Annotated in this window: 14 protein-coding genes; 5 read left to right on the forward strand and 9 right to left on the reverse strand. The window is 64.6% G+C overall.

Going from position 1 to position 13,528, the window contains the following annotated elements; translation table 11 throughout:
• Nucleotides 1-32 precede the first annotated feature (32 nt).
• Entirely contained in the window at nucleotides 33-1,430 is a 1,398-nt protein-coding gene (gene argH, locus P6U25_RS33055; protein ID WP_407148915.1) for an argininosuccinate lyase, read from the reverse strand.
• Between the two features lie 115 nt (nucleotides 1,431-1,545).
• Between argH and tlpA the strand changes: the two genes are divergently transcribed.
• Complete coding sequence (gene tlpA / locus P6U25_RS33060; protein WP_407148916.1) at nucleotides 1,546-2,223, forward strand: thiol:disulfide interchange protein TlpA; 678 nt, start codon at nucleotides 1,546-1,548, stop codon at nucleotides 2,221-2,223.
• A 17-nt stretch (nucleotides 2,224-2,240) separates the two neighbouring features.
• Here tlpA and P6U25_RS33065 read toward each other — a convergent pair whose 3' ends face one another.
• The 6 genes from P6U25_RS33065 to P6U25_RS33090 form a co-directional block, all read right to left on the reverse strand.
• Nucleotides 2,241-2,429 (reverse strand): putative motility protein, encoded by a 189-nt coding sequence (locus P6U25_RS33065; RefSeq protein WP_407148917.1) that lies wholly within the window; start codon nucleotides 2,427-2,429, stop codon nucleotides 2,241-2,243.
• 119 nt (nucleotides 2,430-2,548) lie between these two features.
• Nucleotides 2,549-3,430 carry a 3-hydroxybutyryl-CoA dehydrogenase gene (locus P6U25_RS33070; RefSeq protein ID WP_407148918.1) on the reverse strand — a complete coding sequence of 294 codons (882 nt, stop codon included), beginning with the start codon at nucleotides 3,428-3,430 and terminating at the stop codon, nucleotides 2,549-2,551.
• A 250-nt stretch (nucleotides 3,431-3,680) separates the two neighbouring features.
• Nucleotides 3,681-4,628: an electron transfer flavoprotein subunit alpha/FixB family protein gene (locus P6U25_RS33075; protein ID WP_407148919.1), complete on the reverse strand. Its 948-nt coding sequence runs from the start codon at nucleotides 4,626-4,628 to the stop codon at nucleotides 3,681-3,683.
• On the reverse strand, nucleotides 4,628-5,377 hold the full coding sequence (locus P6U25_RS33080) for an electron transfer flavoprotein subunit beta/FixA family protein (protein ID WP_407148920.1): 750 nt from the start codon (nucleotides 5,375-5,377) through the stop codon (nucleotides 4,628-4,630). Before P6U25_RS33080 ends, P6U25_RS33075 begins: the two co-directional genes overlap by 1 nt.
• A gap of 117 nt (nucleotides 5,378-5,494) precedes the next feature.
• Nucleotides 5,495-6,067, reverse strand: coding sequence for a cob(I)yrinic acid a,c-diamide adenosyltransferase (locus tag P6U25_RS33085; RefSeq protein ID WP_407148921.1), 573 nt, complete (start codon nucleotides 6,065-6,067; stop codon nucleotides 5,495-5,497).
• A 60-nt stretch (nucleotides 6,068-6,127) separates the two neighbouring features.
• Complete coding sequence (locus tag P6U25_RS33090) at nucleotides 6,128-6,322, reverse strand: twin transmembrane helix small protein (protein ID WP_280981631.1); 195 nt, start codon at nucleotides 6,320-6,322, stop codon at nucleotides 6,128-6,130.
• Between the two features lie 164 nt (nucleotides 6,323-6,486).
• Between P6U25_RS33090 and P6U25_RS33095 the strand changes: the two genes are divergently transcribed.
• Complete coding sequence (locus P6U25_RS33095) at nucleotides 6,487-7,347, forward strand: YihY/virulence factor BrkB family protein (RefSeq protein ID WP_407152679.1); 861 nt, start codon at nucleotides 6,487-6,489, stop codon at nucleotides 7,345-7,347.
• On the opposite strand, the gene P6U25_RS33100 is transcribed toward P6U25_RS33095, so the two are convergent.
• Both P6U25_RS33100 and gluQRS read right to left on the reverse strand, forming a co-directional pair.
• On the reverse strand, nucleotides 7,274-8,575 hold the full coding sequence (locus tag P6U25_RS33100; protein WP_407148922.1) for an ATP-binding protein: 1,302 nt from the start codon (nucleotides 8,573-8,575) through the stop codon (nucleotides 7,274-7,276). The genes P6U25_RS33095 and P6U25_RS33100 overlap by 74 nt on opposite strands.
• A gap of 133 nt (nucleotides 8,576-8,708) precedes the next feature.
• Nucleotides 8,709-9,578, reverse strand: a complete 870-nt coding sequence (gluQRS, locus tag P6U25_RS33105; protein WP_407148924.1) for a tRNA glutamyl-Q(34) synthetase GluQRS — start codon at nucleotides 9,576-9,578, stop codon at nucleotides 8,709-8,711.
• 142 nt (nucleotides 9,579-9,720) lie between these two features.
• Here gluQRS and P6U25_RS33110 point away from each other — a divergent pair, with 142 nt between their 5' ends.
• From P6U25_RS33110 to P6U25_RS33120, 3 genes are all read left to right on the forward strand, one after another.
• Nucleotides 9,721-10,467, forward strand: a complete 747-nt coding sequence (locus tag P6U25_RS33110; RefSeq protein ID WP_407148925.1) for a DNA-3-methyladenine glycosylase family protein — start codon at nucleotides 9,721-9,723, stop codon at nucleotides 10,465-10,467.
• A complete protein-coding gene (locus P6U25_RS33115) occupies nucleotides 10,464-11,552 on the forward strand; it encodes a DUF2855 family protein (protein ID WP_407148926.1) in 1,089 nt (362 codons plus the stop codon). Before P6U25_RS33110 ends, P6U25_RS33115 begins: the two co-directional genes overlap by 4 nt.
• A 98-nt stretch (nucleotides 11,553-11,650) precedes the next feature.
• On the forward strand, nucleotides 11,651-13,438 hold the full coding sequence (locus P6U25_RS33120; RefSeq protein ID WP_407152680.1) for a flavin-containing monooxygenase: 1,788 nt from the start codon (nucleotides 11,651-11,653) through the stop codon (nucleotides 13,436-13,438).
• Nucleotides 13,439-13,528: the final 90 nt, after the last annotated feature.

Raw genomic sequence — 13,528 nt, forward strand, 5'->3', positions numbered from 1 at the left:
GGCGGCCTCGAAATGATAGCGAAATTTCCCGTTCAGCCCAATTTTCGCTCTTTTTCCAGCCGCTTGGCCCAGGCCTTGGCCTGCGCCAGCACATTCTTCGGCGCCGTGCCGCCGAACGAGGTCCGGCTCTTCACCGACGACTCGACGCTGAGCACCTTCAGCGCATCCGCCGTGATCTTCGGCTCGACCTCCTGCATCGCCGCAAGCGGCAAGTCGTGCAGCGCCACGCCCTGCTCCGAGGCGAGTGCGACAATGCGCCCGGTGACGTGGTGGGCGTCGCGGAACGGCATTTTCAGAGTGCGCACCAGCCAGTCGGCGAGATCGGTCGCGGTGGCGTAGCCCTCGCCGGCGGCGGCCTTCATCCGCGCCTCGTCCGGCACCAGGTCCTCGACCATGCCGGTCATGGCGCGGATCGCGAGCGACAGCGCCGCGAATGCCTCCATCGCGCCCTGCTTGTCCTCCTGCATGTCCTTTTGATAGGCGAGCGGCAGGCCCTTCATCACGATCAGCAGCGCGGTCAGCGCGCCGATCACGCGGCCGGTCTTGGCGCGCACCAGTTCGGCGGCGTCCGGGTTGCGCTTCTGCGGCATGATCGAGGAGCCGGTGGTGAACTTGTCGCTGAGCCTGACCAGGCCGACCAGCGGCGAGGTCCAGATCACGATCTCCTCGGCAAAACGCGACATGTGCACGGCGCAGATCGCGGCCGCCGACAGCGTCTCCAGCACGAAGTCGCGGTCGGACACCGCATCGAGCGAGTTGGCCATCGGCCGGTCGAAGCCGAGCGCCTTGGCGGTGGCAGCACGGTCGATCGGAAACGAGGTGCCGGCGAGCGCAGCAGCCCCGAGCGGTGATTCGTTCAACCGCTTGCGCGCATCGGCAAAGCGGCCGCGGTCGCGACCGGCCATCTCGACATAGGCGAGCAGATGGTGGCCGAAGGTCACCGGCTGCGCGGTTTGCAGATGGGTGAAGCCCGGCATCACGGTTCCGGCATGCTCCTCCGCGCGGGCCACCAGCGCCGTCTGGAATGCAGCCAGCGCCGCATCAGTCTCGTCGATCGTGTCGCGGACATAGAGCCGAAAATCGGTCGCGACCTGGTCGTTGCGCGAGCGCGCGGTGTGCAGCCGGCCGGCGGCCGGTCCAATAAGTTCGGACAGCCGCGACTCGACATTCATATGGATGTCCTCGAGCGCGCGCTTGAAGTCGAAATCGCCCTTGCCGATCTCTGACAAAATCGTGTCTAGACCTTTGCGGATATTTTTCGCATCAGCAGCCGTGATGATGCCCTGCGCGGCCAGCATGGCGGCGTGGGCCTTGGACGCGGCGATGTCCTGGGCATAAAGGTGACGGTCGACGTCGATGGAGACGTTGATTTCCTCCATGATCGCGTCGGGGCGCTCAGAGAACCGGCCGCCCCACATCTTGTTGCTCATGACTTCTCGCTCACGACTTTGTATTTGAGGCCGCGCTGTTTCGTGCCGGAGCGGCGAAACAGCGCGGCGGTTCCGATCGTAATTCCCGGCACTGCATAGCCATAACTGCCCCAGGATGACAAACGATATGCCCGAGACGACCCCTCCCAAGCCTGCCGCCACGCGCCGGATTCCGCTCGTGCTGGGCGCGGTGCTGATTGGAGCCGTGATCGGCTACGTCGCAGTCTCCAACCTCAAGCATCCCGGCGGCGATGTGGCCTGCAACGGCGCGGTGGACCTGGCCAAGAAGATCGCCCCGCTGGCTCATGGCGAGGTCGCGGCGCTGACCATGGCGACCACGCCTCTCAAGCTGCCGGATCTCACCTTCGAGGACGCCAACGGCCAGCCGAGGAAGCTTTCGGACTGGCGCGGCAAGACGGTGCTGGTGAACCTGTGGGCGACTTGGTGCGTGCCCTGCCGCAAGGAGATGCCGGCACTGGACAGCCTCCAAACCAAGCTCGGCGGCAAGGACTTCGAGGTGGTCGCGATCAACATCGACACCCGCGACCCTGACAAGCCCAAGAACTTCCTGAAAGACGCCAACCTGACCAATCTCAGCTATTACAGCGACCAGAAAGCCAAGGTTTTTCAGGACCTTAAGAACATAGGAAAGGCATTGGGCATGCCGACCTCGGTACTGGTCGACGCCAAGGGCTGCGAAATCGCCAATATCGCCGGGCCCGCCGAATGGGCCAGCGACGACGCCATCAAGCTGGTCAAGGCCGCGGTGCAGCCGGCTCCGGCGGGATATTAGATCTCAGGCGATGGGTGTCAGGCCGTGATGTTGAGGTTGCCGCCGACGCCGGGCGCCAGATTGGCCGTCGAGGGCGTGCCGAGCAGGGTCTGAACCGCGAATTTCTCCGCATCGAGGTTCTGCTTGGTCAGCCGGGTCGCGATCTGGCCCTGCAGGTTGCCCTGCTGCATCGACAGGATGCTGGTGACCATGCTCATCATGTCCATACGCGGTATTCCCAACCCCGGCTTGCAGGTGAGGATGGCATAGCGCGGCGGGGTTAACGGCAGGTAAGGGCACGCCGCGTCAGGCTGACGCGTCGCCAGCCTGAGAGCTGATAGCGGAATTACCGCGTTGGGACCGGCTTGTCGCCACGATAGTCGTAGAAGCCGCGCTGGGTTTTGCGTCCGAGCCAGCCGGCCTCGACGTATTTCACCAGCAGCGGACACGGCCGGTACTTGGAGTCGGCGAGCCCCTCGTGCAGCACCTGCATGATCGACAGGCAGGTGTCGAGGCCGATGAAGTCGGCGAGCTCAAGCGGTCCCATCGGATGATGCGCACCAAGCTTCATCGCGGCGTCGATCGCCTCGACGTTCCCGACGCCCTCATAGAGCGTGTAGATCGCCTCGTTGATCATCGGCAGCAGGATGCGGTTGACGATGAAGGCGGGAAAATCCTCCGACACCGCGACCTGTTTGCCGAGCTTGGCAACGAAGGCCTTCGCGGTATCGAACGTCACATCGTCGGTCGCGATGCCGCGGATCAGCTCGACGAGCTCCATCACCGGCACCGGATTCATGAAGTGAATGCCGATGAAGCGCTCGGGGCGATCGGTCGACGCCGCGAGCCGCGTGATCGAGATCGACGAGGAGTTCGAGGCGATGATCGCCTCCGGCTTCAGCACGGCGCAGACATCGTGGAAGATCTTGCGCTTGGTCTCTTCCTTTTCGATCGCGGTCTCGATCACAAGATCGCAATCGGCCAGCGCATCGAGCGTCTCGGCGGGTGTAATGCGATCGAGCGCCTGCTTGCGGTCGGCGTCGGAGATGGTCTTCTTGGAGACTTGGCGGGTCAGGTGGCCGTTGATGGTCGCCAGCCCTGACTTGAGCCGCTCGGCGGACACATCGTTGAGTACCACTTCGAAACCGGCCAGCGCGGCCACATGCGCAATGCCGTTGCCCATCTGGCCCGCACCGATCACGCCGACTTTCTTGACTGTCACCGTCATCTTGTCATCCACCGGAACGGCGCGCACATCGCGCCTGCCCAATCCCAACGATACCCGAAGCGAAGCCTTCCGGATGCCCTATTGGCCGGAAAATTGGCCCCCGAGCTCATGATGCAGGAGGAAGCGCGTCATGACCTCATCTCTTTGTTTGAACATGATCTTTTCGGGAAACCGTTTCCGCTTTCTCAAGACCATGCCCGAAAAAATAACACCGGCCGGAGCCTAACTCATCCGGCCGGTGTCGTGTCGCTTACTTTCCGAGCTTGCCGAGCGCTTCGGTCAGCTCCGGAACCGCCTGATAGAGGTCCGCGACCAGGCCGTAATCGGCGACCTGGAAGATCGGCGCGTCCTCATCCTTGTTGATGGCAACGATCACCTTGGAGTCCTTCATGCCGGCCAGATGCTGGATCGCGCCGGAGATGCCGATCGCGACATAGAGTTCCGGGGCGACCACCTTGCCGGTCTGGCCGACCTGCCAGTCGTTCGGCGCATAGCCGGCATCGACCGCGGCGCGCGACGCGCCGACGCCGGCGCCGAGCTTGTCGGCGAGCGGCTCGATGTACTTGGTGAAGTTCTCGCGGCTCTGCATCGCGCGACCACCAGACACGATGATCTTGGCCGAGGTCAGCTCGGGACGGTCGCTCTTGGCGACTTCCTCGCCGATGAACGAGGAGAGGCCCGGATCGGCCGCCGCCGCGGCGTTCTCGATCGCCGCGCTGCCGCCCTCGCCGGTCGCGGCGAAGGTCGAGGTGCGCACCGTGATGACCTTCTTGGCGTCCTTCGACTTCACGGTCTGGATCGCGTTGCCGGCATAGATCGGCCGCTCGAACGTATCGGGCGCAACCACCTTGATGATCTCGGAAACCTGCATGACGTCGAGCAGCGCCGCGACGCGCGGCATCACGTTCTTGAAGCGCGAGGTCGCGGGCGCAACGATCGCATCATAGCTGCCGGCAAGCGAGACGATCAGCGCGGCCAGTGGCTCGGCAAGGTCGTGCTCATAGGCGGCCCCTTCGGCCACCAGCACCTTCTTGACGCCGTTGAGCTTGCTTGCTGCTTCCGCGGCCGCCTTGGTGCCCTGGCCGCCGGCGATCAGCACATGAACGTCGCCGCCGAGCTGGCTTGCCGCGGTCAGCGCCTTGTTGGTGGAGTCCTTCAGGGTCTCGTGGTGGTGTTCAGCAATCAAAAGCGTCGTCATCAGAGAACCCCGGCTTCGGTCTTGAGCTTGGAAACGAGTTCGGCGACGTCCTTGACCTTGACGCCTGCCTTGCGGCCCGCCGGTTCCGCGGTCTTCAGCACCTCCAGACGCGGGGTGAGATCGACGCCGTAATCGGCCGCCGCCTTCTCGTCGATCGGCTTCTTCTTCGCCTTCATGATGTTGGGCAGCGACGCGTAGCGCGGCTCGTTGAGGCGGAGGTCGGTGGTGACGATCGCCGGGCCCTTGAGCTTGACGGTCTGCAGACCGCCGTCGACCTCGCGCGTGACCTTGAAGTCGCTTCCTTCGACCTCGAGCTTGGAAGCGAAGGTCGCCTGCGACCAGCCAAGCAGCGCAGCCAACATCTGACCGGTCTGGTTGGAATCGTCGTCGATCGCCTGCTTGCCGAGAATGACGAGGCCGGGCTTCTCCGCCTCGACCACCGACTTCAGGATCTTGGCGACGCCGAGCGGTTCGACATTGCCCTCGGCCTTAACGAGGATGCCGCGGTCGGCGCCCATCGCGAGGCCCGTGCGGATGGTCTCGGAGGCCTGTGCCGGTCCGATCGACACAACCACCACCTCGGTCGCCTTGCCGGCTTCCTTGAGCCGCAACGCTTCCTCGACGGCGATTTCGTCAAACGGGTTCATCGACATCTTGACGTTGGCGAGCTCGACGCCCGATCCGTCACTCTTGACGCGGACCTTGACGTTGTAGTCGACGACCCGCTTTACCGGCACAAGAACCTTCATCGATCCTCTTTCGCTATGATTTTGTGGATTTCGGTTGGCTGGCGCGGAACCTAAAGGTCCGGATACCCCCGGTCAACGCGCGTGAGCCAAAAATCCGGCCTCCCGATTTGAGGCAGTCTAACGGTTCTGGCCCGGCACCCACAACACATCTCCCGCCCCCTTGTTATTCTGGAAGCGGCTGGCAACGAACAGGAAATCCGACAGGCGGTTCATATACTGGATGCCAGCGGCATTGACCGGCTCGTCGGGCCGTGCAGCGAGTTCCACCATCATGCGTTCCGCCCGGCGACATATCGTGCGGGCGAGGTGCAGATATGCAGATGGGGCTGTGCCGCCGGGCAGCACGAACGAGGTCAACGGCGCGAGCTGATCATTCAAGCTGTCGATGTCGCGCTCGAGCCGCTCGACCTGGCTTGCCAGCATCCGCAAGCGCTCGGCCTTGCCCTCGCGCTCGGGCACGGCAAGGTCGGCACCGAGATCGAACAGATCGTTCTGGATCCGCCCGAGCATGGCGTCGAGCTCGGGACTGTCAGCCAGATGCAGCCGCACCACGCCGATCGCGGCATTGGTCTCGTCGACGGTGCCATAGGCGGCGACGCGCAGGTCGTATTTCGGACGGCGTTCGCCGGAGCCGAGCGCCGTGGTGCCGTCATCGCCGGTACGGGTGTAGATCCGATTGAGAACGACCATGACCAGCTCCAGTGTTCGTGTCCACCTCTCCCTATGGGAGAGGTGAAGAGCCTGTCTCAGCTAGCGTCCCATCGCCCAGACCGCGAGCATGGCGATGACGATCGCGACGAACTGCAACAACACGCGCAGCCGCATCAGCCTTTGCGATGTGTTCGGCGAGCCGCCCTTCATCATGTTGACGAGGCCGAGCAGCAGAACCAGCGCCACGGCGGCGACGGCGATGGGAAGAATAAACGAGCTGAGAAAGGATGCCATCGGCGGTACATAACACCGTGTGGAGCGGACTTCCACAGAACCCTGCGATGCAACCAACTGGCTTTTCACCGCATAATATCAGAAGCTGACCCGCTTTCGGGTCGAACCTTTTCGACAACGTCGGGTGGAATGTGAAACAGCTTCGTTACGTCTACCGCGTCGTGATGGATGCCTTCTACACCTTTCTGTCCGACGACGGCTGGGCGATCGCGAGCCACATCGCGCTGTCGACGCTGATGGCGCTGTTTCCATTCCTGATCGTGCTGACTTCGCTGGCCGGCTTCTTCGGCTCCAAGGAGCTTGCCGACCAGGCCGTCGGGCTGTTGCTACAGGTCTGGCCGCAGCAGGTCGCCGAGGCGCTGTCCGGCCAGATCCACGACGTGCTGACCAACACCAGGGGCGACATCCTGACCATCGGCGCGGTGCTCGCGGTCTATTTCGCCTCCAACGGCGTCGAGGCGCTGCGGGTGGCGCTCAACCGCGCCTACGCCGTCGCCGAACCACGGCGCTGGTACTGGCTGCGGCTGGAATCGATCGGCTACACGCTGGTTGCAGCCTTCACCTCGCTCGCGATGGCATTCCTGATCGTGCTCGGACCGCTGATCATCGAAGCTGGGCGGCGCTATATTCCATTCTTCGTCGAATCGAATGAGAGCCTGCTCAACACCGCCCGCTACGGCACAACGATCCTGGCCCTGATCATTGCGCTGTTCATCCTGCACGCATGGCTGCCGGCGGGTCGCCGCAGCTTTTTACAGATCCTGCCCGGCATCATCTTCACCATGGTGGCATCGCTGATCTCGGGCATTGGGTTCGGCATGTATCTGGCACGCTTCGCCAACAACTACGTCACGATGTATGCAGGACTGGCCTCGGTGATCATCGCGCTGGTGTTCATGTATTTCATTGCCGCGATCTTCGTGTTTGGCGGCGAGCTGAATGCCGCGATCATCAAGTCTCGGTTGCCGCGCGGCGTGTCGCTGCAAGCAGCGCAGTCGCTAGCGCCCGCGGAGAGACAGGCTTGACCAGAAAGGCGTCGGCGCCTGCGGCGCGCGCAGCAGCCTCATCCTCGCTACGGCCGGAAATCCCGATGATCGCGACGCTTCCGTGCGGCGGCGGCAACGCGCGGATCCGCTTGATCGCTTCGACTCCGCCGATGCCCGGCAGCACCATGTCCATCAGCACGGCGTCGAAGCGGCCTTGAGTGAGCCGATCGGCTGCGGCTTCGCCCTCGCCGATGAATTCGGTGTGGTGACCGAGTTCGATCAGGATCGTGTTGAGCACGACGCGGCCGAATGGATTGTCCTCCACGCTGAGCAGCCGCAGCCCCTGCGCCGCGCGCGCGGCGGCGCCGTCATCCGACATGGCGCTGATCGGTCCCTTGGCCGGCGCAAGCACTACGCTCAGTGTGAAGATGGTGCCGCCGCCCTCGCGCTGAGCCGCGACGATGTCGCCGCCCATGGCGCGCGCAAGTTGCTTGACCGAGGACAGGCCGAGCCCGGCGCCACCGAACCGCGATGCGATCGAGACATTGGCCTGCGAGAACGGCCGGAACAGGCGCTTCACCTCCTTGAGCGTCAGGCCGATGCCGCTGTCGGAAATCGCGAAGCTGACACCGATCTTGCCCTTCGCCGCCCGAGCCGGGGCCACCCGCAGCGCGATGCCGCCGTGCTCGGTGAACTTGACGGCATTGTCGATCAGGTTCTCCAGCGCCGCCCGCAGACGAACGGGGTCGCCGACCGCAAAGGCAGGTAGTTCGTCTGATATCTCGACGGTGGCTTCCAGCCCCTTGGCAGCGGCGCGGCCGGCCAGCGAATCGCCGGCGGTGCGCGCCAGCGTGCGCAGATCGAAGAAATCCTGCCGGACCGCGAGCCCCGGCCCTTCGCTCCGGGCGGCATCGACAAACAGGGTGGCAAGGCTCGCCAGATGTTCCGCGCCGGCCTTGATGGTATCGACCCAACGCCGCTCCCGCTCGCCGAGATCGGAGGTCGCGAGCAGGTTGCTGATCGCCAGGATCCCGGTCAGCGGCGTCCGCACCTCGTGGGCAAAGGCGGCCAGTGCGGTCTCGACAGTCCTGGGGCCGGCCTTCTCGCTCGGCTTGGGCACAACCCGCTTGCGGCGCGGCTTGGCCGCCGTCTTGACGGCCCTCTTGGCAGCGCCAGTCTCGGAAATGCGCGTTCGGGGGGCGCGCGTTTTGGACGGCGCCCGCTTGGGTCGCCGTTTGTTGCGCCGTGCGCGCGATGTCGCCGCCATGGTCTCGAAATCCCGTCCCGGGAGCCAGCATGGCATGTAAGGAGCGTCGGAGTCACGGCGGTGTGTGCAGCTCGCCGCAGCAAAGCGCCGTGATGGTAACCGGATTTCCTTCGTCACCGAACGACGGCGAAAGCTAGGGCAAGCCCACAAGGCGGCGAATGTCGGCCGGGCTCGCGCCCTTGGCACGCAACTCGCGCAGTCCAGTCGCTTGCGTCGATTTCGACAGCTTGTGGCCCGCCTCGTCCCGCACTAGCCGGTGGTGCCGGTAGACCGGTGCGGCCAGACCGAACAGTTCCTGCAACAGGCGGTGGACGCTGGTCGACCAGAACAGGTCGGTGCCACGGACCACGTCGGTAACGCCCTGGAGGGCGTCATCGACCACAACTGACAGGTGATAGCTGGTCGGTGTCTCCTTGCGGGCCAAGATGACGTCGCCCCAGGCCTCCGGCCGCGCGGCGACCTCGCCGGTTTCACCGGCCGGGCCCTCGCCCGATTCGCGCCAATTAAGGCCGCCAGTGCGCCGGCGCGCCGCAGCCATGTCGAGACGCAGCGCGAACGGTGCGCCCTCGCCGATCAGCCGCTCGCGCTCCTCCGGCGACAGCGACCTGGCCGTGCCCGGATAAAGCGGTGCTCCATCCGGATCGCGCGGCCAGGCGCCCTTTGTTTCCCTCTTGGCAACCAGTCGCGCGATCTCCGCCCGGCTCTCGAAGCTCGGATAGACCAGTTCCTGCGCGGACAGCCGTTCGATGGCCTCGCTGTAGGCGGCAAAATGCTCCGATTGCCGCCGCACCGGCGTCTCCCAGGCGATGCCGAGCCAGGCGAGATCCTCGTAGATCGCCTCTTCGAACTCCGGTCGGCAGCGCGTCGCATCGATGTCCTCGATCCGCAGCAGCAAACGTCCGCCCGCCTGCCGCGCCAGATCGAAGTTGAGCAGCGCCGAGAAGGCATGTCCGAGGTGCAAGTAGCCGTTCGGGCTTGGGGCAAAACGGAAAACGGGTGGCATGGCGATTGGTCGCGCGTCATTGCCGGGACTCGATCCGGCATCCATCTGGGAGAGACTCTGTTACGATAGGCCATGGTGCGGGTCACCCCCAATCGAGTTCGAGCCTTATGCCCCCACGCGACATACTGATGCCGATCCCACGATGCTGATCCATCTCGAAACCCAGGCCGACCTCGACGACGCGGTTCACAAACTGGTCGATCAGGACCGCCGTCTGCGACCAATCCTCGAATTGACGGGCATGCCGGCGATCCGCCAGCGCGAGCCGGGCTTTGCCGGGCTTGCCGCAATCGTCTGCGGGCAGCAGCTCTCGACCGCGAGCGCCGCGGCGATCTGGGGCCGCATCAGCAAGGCGTTCGATCCGTTCCATCACGATGCGATCCGAAAAGCCCGCGCCGATCGACTTGGCCGGCTTGGGCTGTCCGCCGCCAAGATCAAGACGTTGAAGCACATCGCGCGCGAGCTCGCCGAGGAGCGGCTGAACCTCGAGGTGCTCGCCAATGAGGAGGCAGATGCCGCGCACAACACGCTGACCGCCCTGCCCGGCATCGGGCCGTGGACCGCCGACATCTATCTCCTGTTCTGCCTTGGCCATGGCGACGCCTGGCCCGCGGGCGACCTCGCGGTGCAGGAAGCGGTCAAGAGCGGCCTCGGGCTGAAGGAACGGCCGACGCCGAAGCAGATGGCGCCGCTCGCCGAACCATGGCGCCCTCTGCGGGGCGCCGCCGCGCATCTGTGGTGGGCCTACTATCGCGTGCTCAGGAAACGTGAGGGTGTCATCGCCGGCGACAGGCAAGCGAACAACGTTTCAAACTTTGTTGCTGTTGCGGAGCACCCCAGGGACAAGGCAAAGATCGCCCCGCGCAAAAGGCCGGGATCGAGGTCATGAAATCCACCGACTTCATCGTCATCCGCAACAATTTGCAGCAATGCAAGGTGATCGAGACGCACCTGCCTGATCCCACGGCGCTGCCCACCGATGCGCTGCTGGTGAAGGTCACGCGCTTCGCTTTTACCGCCAACAACATCACCTACGCCGTGATCGGCGAGCAACTGAAATACTGGCATCTGTTCCCGGCCCCTGAAGGCTACGGCATCATCCCAGTCTGGGGTTTTGGCGAGGTACTCGCCTCCAAACATCCTGATGTCGAGACCGGCGAGACGCTGTTCGGCTATTTCCCGATGGCGACGCACCTGGTGATCGAGGCCAGCGACGTCAGCAAGCGCGGCCTGCGCGATGCCGCTGCGCACCGGCAAGAGATATCACCGGTCTACAACGCCTATGTCCGCGTCTCCGGCGACCCGACCTATGCCGGACGGCAGGGCGATTATCGGGCGCTGCTGCTGCCCCTGTTCATGCTCTCGTTCCTGGTCGACGACTTCCTGGCCGAAAATGATTTCTACGGCGCACGCAACGTCATCCTGTCGTCGGCCTCGAGCAAGACCGCGTTCGGTCTCGCCCATCTGCTACATAATCGGCCGGGCATCCGCGTGATCGGGCTGACGTCCAACGGCAACGTCGATTTCGTCAAGTCGCTCGGCTGCTACGACGAAGTGGTCACCTATGACCACGCCACCGCGATGCCTGCGGCTGAGCCCGTCGCCTATGTCGACATGGCCGGCAACAGCGCGCTGCGCGAGACGCTGCACCGGCACTTCGGCACGCGGATGGTCTATTCCGGCCGGGTTGGGCTGACCCATCGCGCGAGCGAACCGGACGAGCCGGCTTTGCCCGGTGCCAAGCCGGTCTGGTTCTTCGCGCCGGATCAGATTCGCAAGCGCGCCAAGGAATGGGGACCGGGCGGCGTCGACCAGCGGTTCGGTGCGGCATGGGCCGGGCTGGTGCCGCGACTGCCGGAGTGGCTCGACGTGATCGAGCGGCGCGGACCACCCGCGGTGCGCGAGGCCTATCTCGATACCCTGCAGGGCCGGGTTCCACCGAAGCAGGGCTTGATCCTGTCACTGGCCGAATAGGCGGCATCCCGTCGCGTCCGTTCCGCAAGCCCGCGAAAATGGGTATAGGCTTTGGCTATGCGAATGCCGCCCAGACGGCCGATGACGAGAAACGCCCGATGCTCGACAAGACCGACGACATTTCGGTTGCCGCCGACAATTGGCTTGTGCAGTTCGAGGACGCGCTGGCAAGCCCCGATGACGTGCTGCTGAAGCCGCTGTTCCATCCCGACAGCTATTGGCGCGACGTGCTGGCGCTGAGCTGGAACATCCAGACCGTCAATCGCGCGTTCGCGATCCTCGAGGAATTGCCTGCGCATGCACGGCGCAGCGCGCCGCGCGACTTCCGCATCGATGCCGATCGCGCAGCGCCCAGGCGGGTGATGCGCGCCGGCACGCAAGCGATCGAGGCGATCTTCAAGTTCGAGACATCTGTCGGCCGCGGCCACGGCATCGTGCGGTTGGTTCCCGATGCTGGCGACGGCAACCGGTTGAAGGCCTGGACGCTGCTCACCGCGCTCGAGGAGCTCAAGGGATTCGAGGAACAGCAAGGCCATACGCGGCCGCGCGGCCAGGCTTACTCGCGCGACTTCCGCGGACCCAATTGGCTCGACCTGCGCAAGGCAGCCGCCGACTATGGCGACCGCGATCCCGCTGTGCTGGTGGTGGGCGGCGGGCAGGCCGGGCTCGCGATCGCCGCACGACTGAGGCAACTCGCGATCGATACGTTGATCGTCGATCGCGAAGCACGCGTCGGCGACAACTGGCGCAAGCGCTATCACGCGCTCACCCTGCACAACCAAGTGCAGGTCAATCACCTGCCCTATATGCCGTTTCCGCCGAACTGGCCGACCTATATCCCCAAGGACAAGCTTGCCAACTGGTTCGAAGCTTACGTCGACGCTATGGAGCTGAACTTCTGGACCGGCACGGAATTTGTCGGCGGCAGCTATGATGAGACGCAGGGGCGCTGGACGATCGAGCTACGCCGCGCCGACGGCACGACGCGCAGGATGCAGCCGCGCCATGTCGTGATGGCGACCGGCGTCAGCGGCATCCCGAACTTGCCCGACATCCCCGGCTTGAAGACCTTCGCCGGCAAGGTCGTGCATTCCAGCCGCTACGACGACGGCGACGACTGGACGAGCAAACGCGCGCTGGTGATCGGCACCGGCAACAGCGGGCATGACATCGCACAGGATCTGCATTCCTCCGGTGCCGATGTCACCCTGGTGCAGCGCTCATCGACTCTGATCACCAATATCGAGCCGTCGGCGCAGCTCGCCTACGCCGCCTACAATGAGGGCACGCTCGAGGACAACGATTTGATCGCAACCTCGATGCCGCTTGCGCTAGCCCGGCGCAGCCACGTGCTGATGACGGAACGGTCCAAGGAGTTGGACAAGCCGCTGCTCGATGACCTCGCCCGCGTCGGCTTCAAGCTCGACTTCGGCGACGGCGGCACCGGCTGGCAGTTCAAATACCTCACCCGCGGCGGCGGCTATTACTTCAATGTCGGCTGTTCCGATCTCGTCGCGAGCGGCGCGATCAAGCTCAAGCAATTTGCCGACATCGCGACCTTCGTTCCCGAGGGCGCTCGGCTGAAGTGCGGCGAGACGGTTGCAGCCGACCTCATCGTCCTCGCGACCGGCTACCGGCCGCAGGAGGAGCTGGTGAAAAAGCTGTTCGGCGAGGCGATGGCCGCGAAGGTCGGCCCGATCTGGGGCTTCGGCGACGGCCAGGAGCTGCGCAACATGTACACGCGTACGCCGCAGCCCGGCCTGTGGTTCATCGCCGGCAGCCTCGCGCAATGCCGTATCAACTCGCGCTACCTCGCCCTGCAGATCAAGGCGATCGAGGAAGGCCTGTTGCCGCGCGACGTCGGGCCTGTGGCGAAGCTTCCGTAACCTTCAGCCCGCGCAGCCAGATGGATTGCTTCGCTGCGCTCGAAAGGATGGCCGCCTCACTCCGGCTTGACACTGGACGCCGTGACTTCG

This window comes from Bradyrhizobium sp. ORS 86, from assembly GCF_045571475.1.
In the GTDB taxonomy this organism is placed as follows: domain Bacteria; phylum Pseudomonadota; class Alphaproteobacteria; order Rhizobiales; family Xanthobacteraceae; genus Bradyrhizobium.